At 71.4% G+C, this 19201-nt stretch carries 16 protein-coding genes; 13 read left to right on the top strand and 3 right to left on the bottom strand.

Annotation, left to right across the window (positions count from 1 at the left end):
- Positions 1-79: 79 nt before the first annotated feature.
- Genes ilvC through leuB form a run of 9 tightly spaced genes read left to right on the top strand, consistent with a single transcriptional unit; the run spans position 80 to position 9696 of the window.
- Entirely contained in the window at positions 80-1144 is a 1065-nt protein-coding gene (ilvC, locus tag ACYVAK_RS13290; RefSeq protein WP_461061768.1) for a ketol-acid reductoisomerase, read from the top strand.
- A complete protein-coding gene (gene ilvG, locus ACYVAK_RS13285; protein ID WP_461061766.1) occupies positions 1141-2850 on the top strand; it encodes an acetolactate synthase 2 catalytic subunit in 1710 nt (569 codons plus the stop codon). The genes ilvC and ilvG overlap by 4 nt, the downstream gene beginning before the upstream one ends.
- On the top strand, positions 2834-3070 hold the full coding sequence (locus ACYVAK_RS13280) for an ACT domain-containing protein (protein ID WP_461061764.1): 237 nt from the start codon (positions 2834-2836) through the stop codon (positions 3068-3070). The genes ilvG and ACYVAK_RS13280 overlap by 17 nt, the downstream gene beginning before the upstream one ends.
- A complete protein-coding gene (locus ACYVAK_RS13275) occupies positions 3061-3924 on the top strand; it encodes an aminotransferase class IV (protein ID WP_461061762.1) in 864 nt (287 codons plus the stop codon). Before ACYVAK_RS13280 ends, ACYVAK_RS13275 begins: the two co-directional genes overlap by 10 nt.
- Positions 3924-5000, top strand: coding sequence for a threonine dehydratase (locus tag ACYVAK_RS13270; protein ID WP_461061760.1), 1077 nt, complete (start codon positions 3924-3926; stop codon positions 4998-5000). The genes ACYVAK_RS13275 and ACYVAK_RS13270 overlap by 1 nt, the downstream gene beginning before the upstream one ends.
- The gene (locus tag ACYVAK_RS13265) at positions 4997-6571 is read left to right on the top strand and encodes a 2-isopropylmalate synthase (protein ID WP_461061758.1); all 1575 of its coding nucleotides are present in this window, start codon (positions 4997-4999) and stop codon (positions 6569-6571) included. Before ACYVAK_RS13270 ends, ACYVAK_RS13265 begins: the two co-directional genes overlap by 4 nt.
- On the top strand, positions 6568-7998 hold the full coding sequence (gene leuC, locus ACYVAK_RS13260; RefSeq protein ID WP_461061756.1) for a 3-isopropylmalate dehydratase large subunit: 1431 nt from the start codon (positions 6568-6570) through the stop codon (positions 7996-7998). Before ACYVAK_RS13265 ends, leuC begins: the two co-directional genes overlap by 4 nt.
- Positions 7995-8576, top strand: a complete 582-nt coding sequence (gene leuD / locus ACYVAK_RS13255) for a 3-isopropylmalate dehydratase small subunit (RefSeq protein ID WP_461061754.1) — start codon at positions 7995-7997, stop codon at positions 8574-8576. The genes leuC and leuD overlap by 4 nt, the downstream gene beginning before the upstream one ends.
- Positions 8566-9696, top strand: coding sequence for a 3-isopropylmalate dehydrogenase (gene leuB, locus ACYVAK_RS13250; RefSeq protein ID WP_461061752.1), 1131 nt, complete (start codon positions 8566-8568; stop codon positions 9694-9696). The genes leuD and leuB overlap by 11 nt, the downstream gene beginning before the upstream one ends.
- Before the next feature lie 41 nt (positions 9697-9737).
- Here the strand turns inward: leuB and ACYVAK_RS13245 are convergent, their stop codons facing one another.
- Positions 9738-11180 carry a PhnD/SsuA/transferrin family substrate-binding protein gene (locus ACYVAK_RS13245; RefSeq protein WP_461061750.1) on the bottom strand — a complete coding sequence of 481 codons (1443 nt, stop codon included), beginning with the start codon at positions 11178-11180 and terminating at the stop codon, positions 9738-9740.
- A 343-nt stretch (positions 11181-11523) separates the two neighbouring features.
- Between ACYVAK_RS13245 and ACYVAK_RS13240 the strand changes: the two genes are divergently transcribed.
- Genes ACYVAK_RS13240 through lnt form a run of 3 tightly spaced genes read left to right on the top strand, consistent with a single transcriptional unit; the run spans position 11524 to position 15757 of the window.
- Positions 11524-12612: a hypothetical protein gene (locus ACYVAK_RS13240; RefSeq protein WP_461061748.1), complete on the top strand. Its 1089-nt coding sequence runs from the start codon at positions 11524-11526 to the stop codon at positions 12610-12612.
- 17 nt (positions 12613-12629) lie between these two features.
- Complete coding sequence (locus ACYVAK_RS13235) at positions 12630-13325, top strand: hypothetical protein (RefSeq protein ID WP_461061746.1); 696 nt, start codon at positions 12630-12632, stop codon at positions 13323-13325.
- The gene (gene lnt, locus ACYVAK_RS13230; protein WP_461061744.1) at positions 13325-15757 is read left to right on the top strand and encodes an apolipoprotein N-acyltransferase; all 2433 of its coding nucleotides are present in this window, start codon (positions 13325-13327) and stop codon (positions 15755-15757) included. The genes ACYVAK_RS13235 and lnt overlap by 1 nt, the downstream gene beginning before the upstream one ends.
- Here the strand turns inward: lnt and mpl are convergent, their stop codons facing one another.
- Together mpl and ACYVAK_RS13220 are read right to left on the bottom strand one after the other, a co-directional pair.
- On the bottom strand, positions 15758-17116 hold the full coding sequence (gene mpl / locus ACYVAK_RS13225) for a UDP-N-acetylmuramate:L-alanyl-gamma-D-glutamyl-meso-diaminopimelate ligase (protein ID WP_461061742.1): 1359 nt from the start codon (positions 17114-17116) through the stop codon (positions 15758-15760).
- Between the two features lie 4 nt (positions 17117-17120).
- The gene (locus ACYVAK_RS13220; RefSeq protein WP_461061740.1) at positions 17121-17687 is read right to left on the bottom strand and encodes an adenylate kinase; all 567 of its coding nucleotides are present in this window, start codon (positions 17685-17687) and stop codon (positions 17121-17123) included.
- 182 nt (positions 17688-17869) lie between these two features.
- Between ACYVAK_RS13220 and ACYVAK_RS13215 the strand changes: the two genes are divergently transcribed.
- Entirely contained in the window at positions 17870-19123 is a 1254-nt protein-coding gene (locus tag ACYVAK_RS13215) for a 6-phosphofructokinase (protein WP_461061738.1), read from the top strand.
- The last annotated feature ends 78 nt before the right edge of the window (positions 19124-19201 follow it).

The following is a 19201-nucleotide window of genomic DNA, read 5'->3' as shown; positions in this document are numbered from 1 at the left end:
GCCCACCACGCGCCGCCTTCCCCATCGCCTCCGAACACCCGATTCCACTTTCCCAACGTTTCTTCCCAAGGACCTCGCCATGACCACCGCCACCACCGCCCCCGCCGCCCTGCAACAACGCACCGTCGCCGTCATCGGCTACGGCAGCCAGGGCACCGCCCACGCCAAGAACCTGCGCGACTCCGGCGTCCGCGTCATCGTCGGACTGCGCGCCGGCGGCCCCACCGAAGCCAAGGCCAAGGCCGACGGCTTCGAAGTGCGCGAGCCCGCCGACGCGGTCCGCGCGGCCGATGTCGTCGCCGTTCTGACGCCGGACATGGTCCAGCCGCAGCTCTACCAGCAGCACATCGCGCCGAACCTGAAGTCCGGCGCCTGCCTGCTGTTCGCGCACGGCTTCAACGTGCACTACGGCCAGATCAATCCGCGCCACGACATCGACGTCGTGCTGGTGGCCCCGAAGGGCCCGGGCGCGCTGGTGCGCCGCGAGTTCGAGATCGGCCGCGGCGTCCCGAGCGTGTATGCCGTGCACCAGGACCAGAGCGGCTCGGCCGAGACGATCGCACTGGCCTACTGCGCCGGCATCGGTGGCGGTCGCGCGCAGCCGATCAAGACCACGTTCAAGGAGGAGACCGAGACCGACCTGTTCGGCGAGCAGGCCGTGCTGTGCGGCGGCGCCACCAAGCTGGTGATGGCCGGCTGGGAGACGCTGGTCGAAGCCGGCTACCAGCCCGAGATCGCCTACTACGAGTGCCTGCACGAGCTGAAGCTGATCGTCGACCTGCTGTACGAAGGCGGCGTCACGCAGATGCACCGCTTCATCAGCGAGACCGCGCAGTACGGCGACCTGACGCGCGGCCCCTACGTCGTCGACGAGCACACCCGCACGCAGATGAAGCGCGTGCTGGCCGAGATCCAGGACGGCCGCTTCGCCCGCGAATGGATCGCCGAGTACCGCGCCGGCAACCCGAACTACCGCGCGCTCAAAGCAGCCGACCTGGAGCACCCGATCGAAGCCGTGGGCCGCAAGCTGCGCGCTGGCATGCCGTGGCTGCAGCCGCGTGGCGAAGCGCCGGCGAATCCATCGGCAACGGCAGCGTCGACGACGGCCACCCCGCAGGCGACGCCCGCCGAGGCCGGTGCATGAACGGAGCCGAGTGGCTGGTGAAGGCGCTCGAGGCCGAAGGGGTCGACACCCTCTTCGGCTATCCGGGCGGCTGCATCATGCCCTTCTACGACGCCCTGCTCGGCAGCACGATGCACCACGTGCTGGTGCGCCATGAGCAGGCCGCCGCGCTGGCCGCGAACGGCTACGCGCGCCACAGCGGCCGCGTTGGCGTCTGCGTCGCCACCTCCGGCCCCGGCGCGTCGAACCTCGTCACCGGCATCGCCGACGCGCTGCTGGACTCGGTGCCGATGGTCTGCCTGACGGGCCAGGTGCCGACGCACCTGATGGGCACCGACGCGTTCCAGGAGCTGGACGTGTTCGGCATGACCCTGCCGATCGTCAAGCACAGCTACCTGCCGCGTTCCGTCGACGAACTGCCGGCGGTGCTGCACGAGGCCTTCCACCTGGCGCGCAGCGGCCGCCCCGGCCCGGTGCTGATCGACCTGCCGAAGGACGTGCAGCTGGCGAAGGCCGACCACCTGCCGGCGCCGGCACCGATCGCCAGCCCGCCGGTGGTCAACGCCGTGCCGGTGGGGCTGGTGGAGGCGCTGGCCCTGATCGCGCGGTCGAAGAAGCCGGTGGTCTATGGCGGCGGTGGCATCGCCATCGCCGGCGCGACGAAAGCCTTCCGCCGCTTCATCGCCGCGACGAAGATGCCGACGGTGCTGACGCTGCGCGGCCTGGGCGCCCTGCCCTTCGACCACCCCGCTTTCCTCGGCATGCTGGGGATGCACGGCTCGCGCGCCGCGAACCTGGCCGTGCAGGAAAGCGACCTGCTGATCGTCGTCGGCGCGCGCTTCGATGACCGCGCCACCGGCAAGCTGGCCGAGTTCGCCCCGCACGCGAAGGTGATCCACCTCGACGCCGACCTGGGCGAGATCAACAAGCTGCGCCGCGCGGACGTCTCGGTGCATGGCCGCATCGACAACAGCTTGAACGCGCTGTGCGCCGCGATCAGCCGCTGCGACGAGTGGCGCACCCTGTGCGCCGAACGGGTGCAGAAGCACGCCGCCCGCTACGACGCGCCGGGAACCGACATCTACGCCCCGGCCTTGCTGAAGCGGCTGTCGGAGCTGGCGCCGGACGCGATCGTCGCCTGCGACGTGGGCCAGCACCAGATGTGGGTGGCGCAGCACTGGGGCTTCAAGGACCCGACGCACCATCTGAGCAGCGCCGGCCTCGGCACGATGGGCTTCGGCCTGCCGGCGGCGATCGGCGCGCAGCTGTCGAACCCGGCGGCCACGGTGGTCTGCGTCAGCGGCGACGGCAGCATCCAGATGAACATCCAGGAGCTGGCCACGGTGGCCCGCGAACGGCTGCCGATCAAGATCGTGCTGCTCGACAACCAGGCCCTCGGCATGGTCCGGCAGTGGCAGGAGCTGTTCTTCCAGGAGCGCTACTCGGCGGTCGACCTGTCGGACAACCCCGACTTCGGACTGATCGCTCAGGCCTACCGCATCCCGGCGATGCGCCTGCACGCGCGCGCCGACCTGGACGCCACGCTCGCCGACTTCCTCGCCATCGAGGGCCCGGCCTTCCTGCACGTCGCCATCGACCAGAAGGCCAACGTGTGGCCGCTGGTGCCGCCCAACAAATCCAATACCGAGATGCTCGATGCGCCGGCGCAGGCCGAGGCCGTCGCCCATGACGAGAGCAAGGAGTTCGTCCATGCACTACCAACTTGACGTGACCCTGCGCCAGAGCGAAGGCGCGCTGGCCCGCGTGCTGGGCACCGCCCAGCGCCGCGGCTATTGGCCGCTGTCGATGCAGGCCGAGACCGACCCGCGCGCATCGGCGTGGACGCTGTCCATGAAGGTGGAGAGCGAGCGCTCGGCCCACGGCCTGAAATCACAGCTCGACAAGCTGCATGACTGCCTCGCGGTGGAGGTGGCCCCATGTCGCTGATGCAGTTCTGCGACGGCGAGATCGCCGAGGCCGAGGCCTTCAGCGTCCCGCTGACTAGCCATGCGCTGCACTACGGCACGGGCGTCTTCGAGGGCATCCGCAGCTACGCCACCGACGACGGTGGCGCCGCGGTGTTCCGCCTGCCCGAGCATCTGGAGCGCATGCGCAAGGGCGCCGAGGCCCTGGGCATGACGTTCGACGTCGCGCAGGCCAGCGACGCCGTACTGGCCACGCTGCGGGCCAACGGCCACCGCGACGCCTACATCCGCCCGCTGCTGTGGTTCAACGCCGGCGGCCTGGGCCTCGACGTCGACAAGCTCTCCGAGCGCCTGATGGTCGCCACGCTGCCGTGGACCTCGCACCTGGGCACGCACCGCGTGCGCCTGACCGTCTCGCCCTTCCGCCGCAATCCGGCCAAGGCCCTGCCGCCGCTGAAGCTGTGCGGCAACTACGTCAATTCGATCCTGGCCAAGCGCGAAGCCACGCAGCGCGGCTTCGGCGAGGCGCTGTTCGTCGACGACGGCGGCTTCGTCGTGGAGTGCACCGGCGAGAACGTGTTCATGGTGAAGGATGGCCGAGTCACCGCCGTCGAGCACGGCGACGCCCTGCCCGGCATCACCCGCGACACCGTGATCCAGCTCACCGGCGCCGAATCCCGCCCGGTGCGGATCGAGGAACTGAAGGCCGCCGACGAGGTGTTCCTGACCGGCACCTCGGCCGAGATCGCCCGCGTCGAGGCCATCGACGAGCGCGTGTTCGCCGGCTCGCCCTTCGGCGATGCGCTGTCCGCCCGCTATGCCGACATCGTCCGCGGGCGTGACGAAGTGCCGCGCGGCTGGCTGACGAGGGTCTGATGCCGCTGGACGCCGCCCGCGCCGACGTGACCGCCAGCGACGTGCTGGCGGCCAGCGCGCGCCTGCGGCGCTACCTGCCGCCGACGCCGCTGCATTACGCCGAGCGCTTCGGCTGCTGGCTGAAGCTGGAGAACCTGCAGCGCACCGGTGCCTACAAGGTGCGCGGCGCGTTGAACGCGCTGCTGGCGGCCCGCGAACGCGGCGACCGCCGCACCGTCATCACCGCCTCGGCCGGCAACCACGCCATGGGCCTCGCATGGGCCGCGCGCGAGCTGAAAGTGCCGGTCATCACTGTCATGCCGATGACCGCGCCGGTCGTGAAGGCGCAGGGCGTGGCGTTCCTCGGCGCCACCGTGCGCCAGAGCGGCCAGACCTATGACGAGGCCAAGGCCCACGCGCTGCAGCTGGCCGAGCAGCACGGCTTCCGCTACCTCTCCGCCTTCGATGATCCGGACGTCATTGCCGGCCAGGGCACGCTGGGCATCGAACTCGCCGCGCACGCGCCCGAGGCCGTGCTGGTGCCGATCGGCGGCGGCGGACTCGCGGCCGGCGTAGCGCTCGCGCTGAAGTCGCAGGGCGTGCGCATCATCGGCGCGCAGGTGGAAGGCGTCGACGCGATGGCCCGCGCGCTGAAAGGCGATGCCTCGCCGATCACGCCCCGCGCCACGCTGGCCGACGGCACCCGCGTCGCCGAAGCCGGAGCGCTCACGCGCGACATCCTTTCGCGCCTGCTCGACGACCTGGTCATCGTCCGCGAGGCCGAGCTGCGCGAGACGCTGGCCCGGCTGATGCTGGAAGAGCACATCGTCGCCGAGGGCGCCGGCGCGCTGGCGCTGGCCGCGGGGCGTCGCGTCGCCAGCCGCCGCAAGGTCGCCGTGGTCTCCGGCGGCAACATCGATGCGGCCGTGTTCGCGCAGCTGCTGCTGGACACCCGTCCCCGCCCGCCCCGGCCGCCGCGCCGTCGCGCGGCCGACCCGTTTACCGCCGCGGTCAGCCTCCCGATGCCCCCGCTTCCGCCGGCCGTCGCCCCGGCCCGCCCCGTTCTCGCCAAGACCCCTGAAGGAACCCTGACATGAGCCCCGCCCCGGAGCGCATCCGCACCTTCGACACCAGCCTGCGCGACGGCGAGCAATCGCCCGGCTGCAGCATGGACGCCGCACAGAAACTGCGCTTCGCGCTCGCGCTGGCCGAGCTTGGCGTCGACACCCTCGAAGCCGGCTTCGCCGCCAGCTCGGACGCCGATGCCGACGGCATCGCCCGCGTCGCCCGCGCGCTGCGCGGTACCGGCACCGGGGTGTGCAGCCTCGCCCGCTGCCGTCCTGGCGACATCGAGGCCTCCGCCAAGGCGCTGGAGCAGGCCGAGGCGCCGCGCATCCACGTCTTCATCGCCACCAGCCCGCTGCACCGCCAGCACAAACTCGGCTTCTCGCAGGCCGAAGTGGTCGATGCGGCCGTCCGCGCAGTCGAGCATGCGCGCCGCTTGGTCGATGACGTCGAGTTCTCGGCCGAGGACGCGATCCGCACCGAGCCGGAATTCCTCGAAGAGGTCTTCCGTGCCGCGGCGAAAGCCGGCGCCCGCACGCTGAACGTGCCGGACACGGTCGGCTACACCACCCCCGCCGAGATCGAGGCCCTGTTCCGCCGCCTGCGGGCGGCCATCGGCGACGAGACCATCCTCTCGACGCATTGCCACAACGACCTCGGTCTGGCGGTCGCAAACTCGCTGGCGGCGATCGCCGGCGGTGCCCGCCAGGTGGAATGCACGATCAACGGCATCGGCGAACGCGCCGGCAACGCCGCGCTGGAAGAGTTGGTGATGGCGCTCAACGTGCGCGCCGACCGCTTCCCCTTCCGCACCGGCATCGACACCACGCGCCTGGTGCCCACCTCGCGCCTGCTGACCCGCATCACCGGCATGGCGGTCCAGCGCAACAAGGCCATCGTCGGTGCCAATGCGTTCGCGCACGAAAGCGGCATCCATCAGCACGGCATGCTGAAGCACCGCGACACCTACGAGATCATGCGTCCGGAGACCGTCGGCTGGGCGCGCTCGCAGATGGTGCTGGGCCGGCACAGCGGCCGCGCCGCGGTGAACGAGCGCCTGGCCTTCCTCGGCTTCTCGCTGGACGAAGCCGCGGCCGAGCGCCTGTTCGCGCGCTTCAAGACGCTGGCGGAGAAGAAGAAGGAAGTCTTCGATGCCGACCTCGAGGCGCTGGTGCTGGGCGAGGATGCGAGCACGGCGGGCTGGCAGCTGACCGCCTTCCACCTCAGCACCGGTGCCGGCCAGGGCGAGCAGCCCGCCGCTGCCATCGAGCTGCGCGACCCGCAGGGCGAATCGCACTTCGGTCGCGGCAGTGGCGATGGCCCCGTGCATGCGCTGTTCGCGGCACTGACCGAGGCTCGCGGCATGCATGTCGACGTGGAGAGCTATGCCGTCCACAGCGTCAGCAGCGGCGAGGACGCGCAGGGCCAGGCCAGCTTGAGCACCCGCCACCACGGCGAGGAGCTGACCGCCAGCGCCACCAGCACCGACATCCTCGAAGCCAGCGCCATCGCGTGGCTGGCCTTGGCACAGCGCATCGCGCGCCGCCCGGGCCCCGCCGTGGCCCACACCCGCGACACCGCCGCCACGGAGGCCCGCGCATGAGCACGCCGCGCACCCTGTTCGACAAGCTGTGGGACGCGCACTGCGTCCGCGAGGAAAACGACCGCACCCCGGCCATCCTCTACATCGACCTGCACCTGCTGCACGAGGTGACCAGCCCGCAGGCTTTCGCAGAGCTGACGGCCCGCGGCCTGAAGCTGCGCCGCCCCGAGCGCCACAAGGCGACGCTGGACCACAGCACGCCGACCACGCCCGCCGACGCCACCGGGGGACGCGCGTACATCACGCCGCAGGCCGAAGCGCAGGTGGAGGCCTTGCGCGCGAACTGCAAAGCGCAAGGCATCGAGCTGTTCGACTGGGACAGCGGCAAGCGCGGCATCGTCCACGTGGTCGGCCCCGAGCTGGGGCTGACGCAACCGGGCATGACCATCGTCTGCGGCGACAGCCACACCGCAACGCATGGCGCGTTCGGCGCGCTGGCCTTCGGCATCGGCAGCAGCGAAGTCGGCCACGTGATGGCCACGCAGTGCCTGCTGCAGCGAAAGCCCAAGACGCTGGCGATCACCGTCGACGGCCGGCTGCCCGCGGGTTGCAGCGCCAAGGACCTGATCCTGCACGTCATCGGCCGCATCGGCGTCGCCGGCGGCACCGGCCATGTGATCGAGTACCGCGGCGCGGCCATCGAGGCCCTGTCGATGGAGGAGCGCATGACGGTCTGCAACATGAGCATCGAAGCCGGCGCGCGCGCCGGCCTGATCGCCGTCGACGCGACGACCATCGAGTGGCTGCGCGGTCGCGAGCGGGTGCCGCAGGGCGAGGCCTTCGATGCGGCGGCCCGCGCGTGGCGCGAGTGGCGAAGCGACGACGGGGCGCGATTCGATGCCGAAGTCCGCATCGACGCCCGCGACGTGCGCCCCACGCTCACCTGGGGCACGCACCCCGGGCAGGTGGTCGCCGTCGACGCCACGCTGCCGAAGGCGGCGCCGGACACGGTCGGCGCACTGTCCTACATGGGCTTCGAGGGCGGCGCCCCGTTGGCAGGCCAGCCGGTCGACGTGGTCTTCGTCGGCAGCTGCACGAACGGGCGTCTTTCGGACCTGCGGGAAATGGCGGCCGTGCTGCGCGGCCGCCGCGTGCATCCGCGCGTCCGCATGCTCGTGGTGCCGGGCTCGGACGCGGTGAAGCGCGAGGCCGAGGCCGAGGGCATCGACCGCCTCGTCCGCGAGGCCGGGGCGGAATGGCGTGAGCCGGGCTGTTCGATGTGCATCGCCATGAACGGCGACACGGTGAAGCCCGGCCAGCTCGCGGTGAGCACCAGCAACCGCAACTTCGAGGGCCGGCAGGGCAAGGGCGCGCGCACCGTGCTCGCCTCGCCCGCCAGCGCCGCCGCCGCCGCGATCGCCGGCTGCATCGCCGATCCGCGCACCTACGCGTCCACCCCGGCCATTGCCGAAGAGGCCACCGCATGAACCCGTTCCGCACCTTGGAGTCGCCGATCGTCACGCTGGCGCGCGCCAACATCGACACCGACCAGATCATCCCGGCGCGCTTCCTGACCACCACGACGCGCGAAGGCCTCGGCCAGCACGCCTTCCATGACTGGCGCTACGACGAGCAGGGCGCGCCGCGCGCCGACTTCGTGCTCAACCGCCCGGAGCATCGCGACGCGCGCATCCTCGTGGCCGGCCGAAACTTCGGCTGCGGCAGCTCGCGCGAGCACGCGCCCTGGGCCCTGCTCGACGCCGGCATCCGCGTGGTCATCAGCAGCGAGATCGCCGACATCTTCCGCAACAACGCGCTGAAGAACGGCCTGTTGCCGGTCGTCCTGCCGGAAGCCGTGGTCGACACGCTGTTGGCCCAGCCCGGCCTGCGCCTGCAGGTGGATGTCGCCAAGCGGCGCGTGTACTGGCCGGACGGCGAGCACGTGACCTTCCCCATCGACGCCTTCGCCCAGACCTGCCTGCTCGAAGGCGTCGACGAGCTGGGCTACCTGCTGGCCCAGGACGCCGCCATCACCGCCTTCGAGGAGCGCCGCCATGCCGCGTGAGATCCACATCACCGTCCTGCCCGGCGACGGCATCGGCCCCGAAGTGACGAGCGCGGCGGTCGCCGTGCTGCACGCCGTCGGCCGCCGCTTCGACCGCACCTTCCGCACCGAGGAGGCGCTGATCGGCGGCGCGGCCATCGACGCCACCGGCGAGGCGCTGCCGGCGGCCACTGCCGAGGCCTGCGATCGCGCCGATGCCGTGCTGCTCGGCGCCGTCGGCGGGCCGAAATGGAGCGACCCGAAAGCGCCGGTGCGGCCCGAGCAGGGCCTGCTGGCCCTGCGCAAGCAGCTCAAGGTCTACGCGAACCTGCGGCCAGTGAAACCGCACCCCGCCACGCTGAAGCACTCCGCCATCAAGGCGGAGGTGCTGCAGGGCGTGGATCTCGTGGTCGTCCGCGAACTCACCGGCGGCAGCTACTTCGGCCGCAAGGAGCGGCACGCCGACCGCGCCGTCGACGTCTGCGAGTACAGCGTCGGTGAAATCGAGCGCGTGGCCCGCCAGGCCTTCCGCTTGGCCCGTGCGCGCCGCGGCAAGGTCACGTCGGTGGACAAGGCCAACGTACTGGAGACCTCGCGGCTGTGGCGCGAGACCGTCAGTCGCGTGCACCGCGCGGAGTTCCCCGACGTCGTGCTCGAGCACCAGCTCGTCGATTCGATGGCGATGCACCTGATCTCGCGGCCGCGCGACTATGACGTGGTGGTCACCGAAAACCTCTTCGGCGACATCCTCACCGACGAGGCCGCGATGCTGGCCGGCTCGATGGGCCTGTTGCCCTCGGCCGCGCTGGGCGACGGCCCGCGCGGGTTGTACGAACCCATCCATGGCAGTGCGCCGGACATCGCCGGACAGGGCATCGCCAACCCGATCGCCGCCATCCTGAGCGTCGCGATGCTGTTGCGGCACTCGCTCGGCCTGCATCGCGAAGCAGAGGCCGTCGATGTGGCCGTCGCCACCGTGCTCACTGCCGGCGAAGGCGACCCTGCCCGACGCGCGCGCGATCTGGGCGGCACGGCAACGACCTCGGCATTGACCGAGGCGGTGCTGGCCGCGCTGGCCGCCGATACGCCGCGAGCCAGCACCGTCGAGCCGGCGTTCCCGGCCGTCGAGCTCCGGGACTGAGGGCGCCGGCCGTCGGCCGGCGTGATTGATCCGCGGGGTGGTCAGGCGTCGAGTTCCGCCACCGCACCCGCCTCGGAACGGCCGGTGTCGAGATGCAGGCCGCTCATCCAGAGGGGGCGGCCTTCGACGTCGCGAGCGACCACCTCGCCGCGGTCGCGCATCGACACCCAATGACCGAGGCGGTGACGCATGCGGAGATCGACGTCGTACCGGCGGGTCTCACCCCGCAGGTGCGCCTGAACCGCATCCCAGACCCGCTCCACGTCGTCCGGATGGACGCGACTGCGGAAGGTCTCGATATCGATCGGGGCGAGCTCCTCCAAGCGGTAACCGATCATCTCGGCCCAGTGCCGGTTGACGCGAAGCTCGCCGGTCTGGACGTTCCATTCCCAGGTACCGGCCCGCACCGCGCCCAGGATGCCCCGCAACCGCCGCCGCTCCTCGTCAACCGCCTGCTTCGCGGCGGCAAGCGCGAGCGCGTCCCGACGATGGCGACGCCGGGAACGCGTCAGCCCGACGACGGCCCAGAGGGCCGCCAGGAAGAGGGCAAAGACGCCCACCATCGTGCCCCGGTGGGCCGTCCAGACGTCGTACCAGGCCACGCGCACAGGCGAGTCGAACGGCGGCAGGCGGAGCTCGCGCAGCAGCGCCTCCACCCCCGAGTAGTCCGCCGGAACGGCCACCTGGCCGATGCCGGCGGCGACGAGGGCCGCGCTTCCCGGCTCCATGGCCAGCAGAACCTGGGCGAACCGACGCGCGCGCTGCTCGTCGAATTGCGGCAACAGGACGACCGGCCACTCCGGATAGACGGGCGTGGAGGTCACATAGGGAAACCCGGGGACGTCCATGGGCGCGACGACCTCGAGCTGGCCAACCCGCGCATCGCCGATGCGACGCCATTGCTCGAGCAGGCCGGTACGGACGAAGCCGATGTCCGCGCGCTCCTCGAGGACGGCGTCGAGGACGTCGTCGTAGGCAGGCCCCGTGCGCTCCAGTCGAAGGGAGGTCGGTCGAACGCCGGCATCGATGATCCGCCGCATCGGGGCCGCATAGCCGCCGAGCAGACCGCGATCCTGGTAGGCGACGCGCGCGCCCGAGAGCCCGTTCAACGCCGCCCACTCCGGCCGGTCCTGACGGCGGACGATGACGCCGCCGAAATAGGGCGTCGCCGGCTCGCTCGGGTCCATATCGATCGTCGCGACCGCTCCCGAGAATGGGCGTTCCGCGCGGATCTCGATGAAATGGACCGGGTTGGTGATGACGACATCCAGCTCGCCGCGCAGGACCGCGGCGCGGAGCGCCGCCGGTGGCAGCATGACGAGGTGCACCTCGGCGCCCTCGCCGAGACCGGCCTCGATGGCCCGGGCCCAAGGCCCCCAATCGGCCCGCCGGTCCAGCGTCGGGCCCGAGGAAAGGATCCCGACCCGAACGGGGGCGGCCGCGGCGACCGCGCCCGCCGCGACCAGGAGGACGGAAAGCAGCAAGGGGGGCAAAGCGGTGGAGCGCACGTGGGAGGCCGCGTCGGTGGGTCACCCCACCATGCGCCAATCAGGCCGGACACCTCAACCCCTCGGCGCCAGAGGACCGCCACGCTCCGAATATTGCATTGCAACATCCATACGCCCCGGCTGCGCTGCAACGCAGCATCAATTCGACCGAACGCCGCGCCCCATCTTGCGCCGCGCCTGACCGTACGCTAGCGTCCGTCCCGCGATGCACGGGGTGCGCCAGGGGATGTCAGCGCCCGCATCGTGGAGCCGGCCGCCGGTTTCCGTCGGACGCAGCGGGGAACACCCCGCGGCGATCACCACGCACAGGGGACAATCGATGAACCATCTCGCTCGCCGCCACACGCGGCGCGGTGCCATGGCGCTCGCGCTCGTCGCGATCGCTGCGCCGACGCTCGCCAGCACGCTGAACCAGAACGTCTCATGGACGGTCGACCGCGCCGGCACCACGGCCAAGTACCGTGTCGTCGCCTATGGCGATTCCATCTACGCCGGCTACAACGGGTCCATCTCGAACGCCGCCCGCTGGGCCGCGCCGACCGTGGACTCGGAGTACCTTTCCGCCCGCTGGAACGCCGACATCGAGAGCATCCGGCGTGCCAAGTCCGGCGCCGTGGCCCGCGACGTTTACGAGAACAAGATCGTCGCGGAGCGCTCGTGGATGCAGTCGGCGTCGACGCGGGTCGTCACTTTCGAGATGTGCGGCAACGACGGCCTGCAGGCGCGCACGGCCTTCAAGAACCAGACCGGTACCTGCAATTACAGCGGCATCGAAGCCGCCGTGAACAGCTGCAAGACCTACGTCGCCGCGTCGATGGACTACATCAACGCCAACGCCCACCCGAACACCCGGCTGAAGGTCATCTCCAACCTCTACTACCCGGGGTTCAATGCCGACAACGTCCAGAGCTCGTGCCGCGACGCCAGCACCGGCCAGACCGTGAACCTGCGCGACCGATTCCTGCCGGCCATCACCCGCATGAACTACTGGATGTGCGAGTACGCGCGGCAGAAAGGCTTCCAGTGCGCCGACAGTTTCGCCCAGTACATGGGCGCGGACTTCGACAGCAATGGCGATGGCCAGGTCGATTCCGACGCGCTCCGCTACGTGCCGGGCGACACCGAAGCGAGCTACGTGCAGCGCATCACCGTGACGCTGCGCAACACGCTGCGCGATGCCAACACGCACTTCATCTCGTCCACGACCAGCGCCGACTACATCCAGTCGGACGACGTGCACCCGACCTACAGCGGCCCGACGGTCAGCGCCGGCCTCTGGGGCGGCAGCACGGGCACGGGGGCACCGCGCTATCCAACGATCAGCAACGGCCGCAATCCGATCTGGAACACCTTCGGCCACGAGCGGATGGGCTGGGCGCTTTCGGTCTACAACCCGGCCAGCCCCTGACGCCTGACGAACGCCCCGTGGCTTTCTCGCCGCCCGGCCGCCACGCCCCGTCGTCCTCCGTGGACGACGAGGGCGTGCGCATCCTGCGCAAACCCGCCGCGCCGCGTTTCGGCGTCGAGGCGCGATGGGCCGCCGGGATCGCCGCCGTGGTCGGTGTGACGGTGGCGATGTCGCTCTGGACCTCCGACCGTGAGCCACCCGCCGCACCGCCGGTCGCAGCGACGCCCGTGCCGGGTCGCCTCGCCGTGCCGACACCGGAGGCGACGCCTCCGATCGCGCCCGATGTCGCACGGCACCTCGCGCCCACGCCGGACGTTCGGCCGATCGCGCTGCCGGCACCGCAGGGCGATCCCAACGATCTCGCGAGTTACTTCCGCCCCGGCGATCCCGTGCCCTCGACCGCGAACCTGATCAAGGCGATGAACCAGGCGGGCCTCCGCACCGGCATCGCGGCCTTCAATCCGCCGGGCACCAGCCCGCCGCTCGAAGGCCTCGCCGTTCCGGCGGATTTCGAACTGCCGCCCGGCTACGTGCGCCACCACCAGGCCACCGATGAGGGCGACACCATCGAGCCGATCCTGATGTTCTCGCCGGACCTCGTCCTGCGCGACGCGCAGGGTCGCCCCATCCCGCTGCCGGCGAACCGCGTCGTCCCGCCGGAGCTCGCGCCGCCGGGCCTGCCGCTGCGCTGGGTCCGCCCCGGCAAGTCTTGATGCCGGCCACGAGCGCCGGCGCCCGCTGGCGGATCCCCGCGCTGCTCCTCGCCACGGCCTCGCTGGTCGCGGTTTTCGCTGCTGCGGAAGCTGCCTGGCCGCTGGCCGCCCTCCTGTTCGTCCCGTGGCTGTACGCCCTCGACCGCGCGCGATCGTGGCGCGGTGTCGCCGCGCAGGGCTTCGCGATGACCGTGCTGTTCACCGCCGCGGTGCTCTGGTGGTTCGCCGTCGGCGTGGGCGCCTTCACCGGTATCGGCACCGGCCTCGCCGCCGCCGCCCTGCTGCTCGGCGCGCCCTTGCTGCAACCGCAGGTCCTTGCTTTCGCGCTGGTGCGTCACGCCGTCGGCCGCGCGCACGGACCGCTGCTGCGTGCCCTCGCCGGGGCGGCCGCCTGGGTGGCCACCGAAGCACTGTGGCCGAAGCTGCTCGGCGACACGCTGGGCCACGGGCTGCAGCCGGCCGACGCGCTGCGCCAGGCCGCGGACCTCGGCGGCGCTGCGGGCCTCACCGTCGTGGTGCTGCTCACCAATGAGGCGATCGCGCACGCGTTCGCCCGACGTCGCGCTGGCCTTAGGGCCTGGGGCGCGCCGCTCGCCCTCGGGGCGGCGATGCTCGGCGCGGTCGCGAGCTACGGCACGTGGCGCCTGCAGGCGCTGCGCACGCCAGCGGCGCCGGACACCGCCGTGCTGCGCGTCGCCATGGTGCAAGCCAGCCTCACCGACTACGAAGCGCGCCGGCGCGAACAGGGCGCGTACGCCGTGGTGCGCGAGGTGCTGGACACGCATTTCGGACTCTCGGCCTCGGCCCTGCGCGACCACGGCGCCGACGTGCTGCTGTGGTCGGAGACGGTGTACCCCACCACCTTCGGGCAGCCGCGCAGCGAGGATGGCGCGGCGTTCGATTCGGAAATCCAGCACTTCGTCGATGCCATGGGGATTCCCCTCGTGTTCGGCACCTACGAACGGGACACGCTCGGCGAGTACAACGCGGCCGTGGTCCTCGAACCGGGGAGCGGCCGCCTCGGCAGCTACCGCAAGACCCACCCGTTCCCGCTGACCGAGCACGTGCCCGAATGGCTCGACTCTCCGGCACTACGCGCGGCCCTGCCGTGGACCGGCGGCTGGCGGGCCGGCGATGGCGCGCGCGTGTTGCCGCTTCGCCGTGGCGACGGTCGCGAGGTGAACGTGGTGCCGCTGATCTGCCTCGACGATGTGCACCCGCAGCTCGCCATCGACGGCGCCCGCCTGGGCGCGCAGGCGATCCTCGGGCTGTCCAACGACTCGTGGTTCACCGACGCCCCGCTGGGCGCTCGCCTGCACCTCGCGGTGGCCGCCTTCCGCAGCGCGGAAACCGGCCTGCCGCAGCTGCGCGTGACCACCAACGGCTTCAGTGCGGTCATCGACGAGACGGGCGAAGTGCTGGTGCACACGGCCATGGGCCAGCAGGCCGTGCTCACGGGCTACCTGCTCGCCCGTGATCCCACGCCGACGCTGATGGTGCGCTGGGGCGACTGGGTCGGACGGGCCGGCCTCGCGTTCCTCGTGGGCCTGGCGCTGTGGCAGGCCTTGGTCTCCCTCGCCGCGCGTGCGCGGCGGCCGGTCGCCGCGTCCAGCGTGTTCCCCATCGTGCTGTTGCCGGCACCGGCGCGGCTCGCGGTGATCGCGCTCCGCGCCGTGGCGCTGGCCGGCCTGCTGGCGCTGGCCTACGACATGGCCACGCGCATCGGTTGGCAGGTGGCGTCCATGGCGCAGCTCCGCGCTTACGCGCTGTTCGTCGTGCTGCCCTTGCTGCTCGCTTGGGGGCTGCGTCGCTGGGGGCGGGGCGAACTGCGCTTCGAGTCGGCGCAGGTCGTCATCGACCGACCGCGCGAGCGCATCGAGATCCCGCGCCAAGCCATCGCCACGCTCTCCACGTGGCGCCTGCCCTTGCCCTCGCCGGGGCTCGACCTGGTGCTGGGCTCGGGCCGGCGCTGGTCGATGGCCCTGGCCTCGCCCTCGGCGGCCGGCGATGCGTGGCGCGGCGCACTCGCGACGGGACGCCTCGCCGCGCTCGCCGAGCAGCGCGCGCAGGCCCATCGCCCGCGCTGGGACCATGCCCTGCTGAAGTTCGGCCTGTTCCCCCTGCTGCCCGCCCTGATCGCCTTCCGCCTGCACCAGGTGATCGCGTTCGGCGGCCCCTTCGGCGAGTGGCTCACCTTCGGAGCGGGCGCATGGTTCGTTGGCCTGGCGATCTGGTGGGCGGCCTGGTCGCTGGGCCTGATGCTGTTCGCCGCCACGCTGCGGATCGCCCTCGAAGTGATCGCCTTCGTGGCGTCCTGGTTCACCACGCCCTCGCGGCAGACGATGCTGCGCGAAGGCGGCGAATGGCTGCTGCGCGGGCTGTACTACCTCGGCGCGCCGGCGGCGCTGGCGTGGCGCCTGCTGGCGGGTTGATCAGCCCCGAAGGGCATTCAGGAACCGCCGCGGCGCATCCTCGAAGCCACCGTTCGACATGAACACGACGTGGTCGCCGTCCATCGCCTGGGCAACGAGGCAGGCGATCATGGCATCGACATCCGGCACGGTGCTGGCCGCACCGCGCACGGCGGCGACAACCTTGGCGCCGTCCCAAGGCAGGTTCGGGCGGTGCAGGAACACCGTGGCGTCGGCCGGGTCGAGCGAAGGGGCAAGCGCGTCGGCATGCGCGCCGAGGCGCATGGAATTGCTGCGTGGCTCCAGCGCCGCGATCACGCGTGCCGTACCCACCTTCGCGCGCAGGCCTTCGAGCGTCGTGCGGATCGCCGTCGGATGGTGGGCGAAGTCGTCGTACACGGTGACGCCGCGTGCCGTGCCGATGACCTCGAGGCGACGCTTGGCGCTGGCGAAGCCGGCGAGGGCCGGCAGCAGGGTGCGGGCATCACAGCCCACCGCGGCGGCGGCGGCGAGCGCCGCGAGCGCGTTCATCACGTTGTGTCGCCCCACCAGGGGCCAGTCGACGGTGCCGAGCCCGACGCCGCGATGGGCGACGACGAAGCGCGAGCCATCGGCGGCGAGCAGGCGGGCCGTCCAATCGAAGTCGCCGTCGATCCCGAAGCGCTCCACCGGGGTCCAGCAGCCCATGGCCAGCACCTCGGCCAGCGCCGCGTCCTCGCCGTTGACGACCAGTCGCCCGCGGCCCGGCACGATGCGCACGAGGTGATGGAACTGGCGCTGGATCGCGGCGAGGTCCGGGAAGATGTCGGCGTGGTCGTACTCGAGGTTGTTCAGCACCGCCACCGTCGGCCGGTAATGCACGAACTTGCTGCGCTTGTCGAAGAAGGCGGTGTCGTACTCGTCGGCTTCGACGACGAACTCGCGGCCGCTGCCGAGGCGCGCGGACACGCCGAAGTTCTCGGGCACGCCGCCCACGAGGAAGCCCGGATCGCGGCCGGCGGATTCCAGCAGCCAGGCCAGAAGCGAGGTCGTGGTGGTCTTGCCGTGCGTGCCGGCGACGGCCAGCGTCTCGCGGCCGCGCAGCACATGCTCCGACAGCCACTGCGCGCCCGAGCTGTAGCGCATCCCGGCATCGAGCACGTGCTCGACGGCGGGGTTGCCGCGCGACAGCGCGTTGCCGACGACGACCTCGTCGACGCCGTCGCTGATGTGGGACGGCGTGTAGCCCGAGGCCAGCGTGATGCCCAGCTGCTCGAGCTGGGTGCTCATCGGCGGGTAGACGTTCTGGTCGCTGCCCTCGACCGCATGGCCGAGCTCGCGCGCCAGGGCGGCGATGCCGCCCATGAAGGTGCCGCAGATGCCGAGGATGTGGAGCCGCAACGCCTTATCGCTGCGGCAGGGCCGACACGATGCGCTGGAGCACGTCGTCGACCGGGCCCACGCCATCGACGACGGCCAGGCGGCCGCGCGACTGGTAGAAGCCTGCGACCGGCGCGGTCTGCTGGGCATACACATCGAGGCGCTTGCGGACCGTTTCCGGATGGTCGTCGGCGCGGCCCTCGGCGGCGTAGCGGATCTCGCAGCGGCCGACGATCACTTCGTTCGGCACCTCGAACTTCACGACGGCATCGAGCGGCTGGCCGATGCGGCCGAGCAGCGCGTCGAGCGCGTCGGCCTGGGCGAGGTTGCGCGGGTAGCCGTCGAGGATGAAGCCCTTGGCGGTGTCCGGCTTGGCGAGGCGCTCCTCGAGCATGCCGAGCACGAGGTCGTCCGACACCAGCTGGCCGGCATCCATCACGGCCTTGGCCTGCAGGCCGAGCGGCGTGCCTTCCTTGACCGCGGCGCGCAGCAGGTCACCGGTCGAGATGTGGGCGATGTTGAAGTGCTCGCGCAGGCGGGTGGCCTGCGTGCCCTTGCCCGAACCGGGGGCGCCGAGGAAGACGAGTCGCATGAAGAGGCTCCATAAACGATGACGCACGGCACCGTCTTCACCCCCAACCAATACGGGAGGCCGCCGACAGGCCGTGCGGACGAGGTCACGCTAGCGGCCCCGGGTGGTGAAGTCAAACAGGAAAGGCTTCAATGGCAGGCCCGGGCCGCTCCACGCGCGGCCCTGCCCCATGGAGTGCCCCCATGCCGAAAGGCCACCTGCTCTACGCCCAGTCGGGCGGCGTCACCGCCGTCATCAACGCCACCGCCAGCGCCGTCCTGGCCACCGCGCGCGCCCACAAGGTGCCGACCCTGTGGGCCAAGAACGGCATCCTGGGCGCCCTGCGCGAAGAGCTCTACGACACCCGCAAGCTCAAGGCCGCCGAGATCAAGGCCCTCGCCCACACGCCAGGCGGCGCCTTCGGCAGCTGCCGCTTCAAGCTGAAATCCATCGAGCAGGACCGCGCCCAGTACGAGCGCCTGATCGACGTCTTCCGCGCCCACGACATCCGCTGGTTCCTCTACAACGGCGGCAACGACTCGGCCGACACCGCGCTGAAGCTCTCGAAGGTCGCCTCGGAACTCGGCTACCCGCTGACCTGCATCGGCGTGCCGAAGACGGTCGACAACGACCTCGTGGTGACCGACTGCTGCCCGGGCTTCGGCTCGGCCGCGAAGTACACCGCGGTCTCCGTCGCCGAGGCCGCGCTCGACGTGGCTGCCATGGCCGACACCTCCACGAAGGTGTTCGTCTACGAGGTGATGGGCCGTCACGCCGGCTGGCTGGCCGCCGCCGCGGGCCTCGCGGGCCGCGGCGAGGACCAGGCCCCGCATCTGATCCTGTTCCCGGAGAACGCCTTCGACGAAGCGGCCTTCCTCGCCAAGGTGCAGGCCGTGGTGAAGAAGGTGGGCTATTGCGTCGTCGTCGTCTCGGAGGGCATCCGCCACGCCGACGGGCGCTTCGTGGCCGAAGCGGGCGGCAAGGACGCCTTCGGGCACTCCCAGCTCGGCGGCGTCGGGCCGATGCTGGCCGCGCTGTGCAAGGACAAGCTGGGCGTGAAGGTGCACTGGACGGTGCCGGACTACCTGCAGCGCTCGGCGCGCCATCTGGCCAGCAAGACCGACCTGCAGCAGGCCATGGCCGTCGGCAAGGCCGCGGTGGAACTGGCGCTGGCCGGCAAGAACGGCGTGATGCCGACGATCCAGCGCACCAGCGACAAGCCCTACCGCTGGAAGATCGTGCCGCACCCGCTCTCGGAGATCGCGAACCACGAGAAGACCATGCCGAAGGCCTTCATCCGCAAGGACGGCTTCGGCATCACCGAGGCCTGCCGCACCTACCTCGAGCCGCTGATTCGTGGCGAGGCGCCGCCGCCGTACGGCAAGGACGGGCTGCCGGCCTTCGTCCGCCCCACCCTGCCGCTGCTGCCGAAAACGCTGCCCGCTTGGTCAAAGTGAGTTGACGGGCACGCCGGGGCGCTGGACAGCGCCCCGGAGCTGGCTATCCTCAGGCCATCGTCGATGGAGCGTGAACCC

The sequence above is a fragment of the Silanimonas algicola genome, from assembly GCF_054777375.1.
The sequence above is the reverse complement of the archived record's forward strand: the minus strand, read 5'-3'. Positions and strand labels throughout refer to the sequence as shown.

What these genes read in the sequence shown, in the direction of transcription:
- ilvC (WP_461061768.1), top strand. Translation starts at nt 80, where the DNA reads ATGACCACCGCCACCACCGCCCCCGCCGCCCTGCAACAACGCACCGTC.
- ilvG (WP_461061766.1), top strand. Translation starts at nt 1,141, where the DNA reads ATGAACGGAGCCGAGTGGCTGGTGAAGGCGCTCGAGGCCGAAGGGGTC.
- ACYVAK_RS13280 (WP_461061764.1), top strand. Translation starts at nt 2,834, where the DNA reads ATGCACTACCAACTTGACGTGACCCTGCGCCAGAGCGAAGGCGCGCTG.
- ACYVAK_RS13275 (WP_461061762.1), top strand. Translation starts at nt 3,061, where the DNA reads ATGTCGCTGATGCAGTTCTGCGACGGCGAGATCGCCGAGGCCGAGGCC.
- ACYVAK_RS13270 (WP_461061760.1), top strand. Translation starts at nt 3,924, where the DNA reads ATGCCGCTGGACGCCGCCCGCGCCGACGTGACCGCCAGCGACGTGCTG.
- ACYVAK_RS13265 (WP_461061758.1), top strand. Translation starts at nt 4,997, where the DNA reads ATGAGCCCCGCCCCGGAGCGCATCCGCACCTTCGACACCAGCCTGCGC.
- leuC (WP_461061756.1), top strand. Translation starts at nt 6,568, where the DNA reads ATGAGCACGCCGCGCACCCTGTTCGACAAGCTGTGGGACGCGCACTGC.
- leuD (WP_461061754.1), top strand. Translation starts at nt 7,995, where the DNA reads ATGAACCCGTTCCGCACCTTGGAGTCGCCGATCGTCACGCTGGCGCGC.
- leuB (WP_461061752.1), top strand. Translation starts at nt 8,566, where the DNA reads ATGCCGCGTGAGATCCACATCACCGTCCTGCCCGGCGACGGCATCGGC.
- ACYVAK_RS13240 (WP_461061748.1), top strand. Translation starts at nt 11,524, where the DNA reads ATGAACCATCTCGCTCGCCGCCACACGCGGCGCGGTGCCATGGCGCTC.
- lnt (WP_461061744.1), top strand. Translation starts at nt 13,325, where the DNA reads ATGCCGGCCACGAGCGCCGGCGCCCGCTGGCGGATCCCCGCGCTGCTC.
- ACYVAK_RS13220 (WP_461061740.1), bottom strand. Translation starts at nt 17,687, where the DNA reads ATGCGACTCGTCTTCCTCGGCGCCCCCGGTTCGGGCAAGGGCACGCAG.
- ACYVAK_RS13215 (WP_461061738.1), top strand. Translation starts at nt 17,870, where the DNA reads ATGCCGAAAGGCCACCTGCTCTACGCCCAGTCGGGCGGCGTCACCGCC.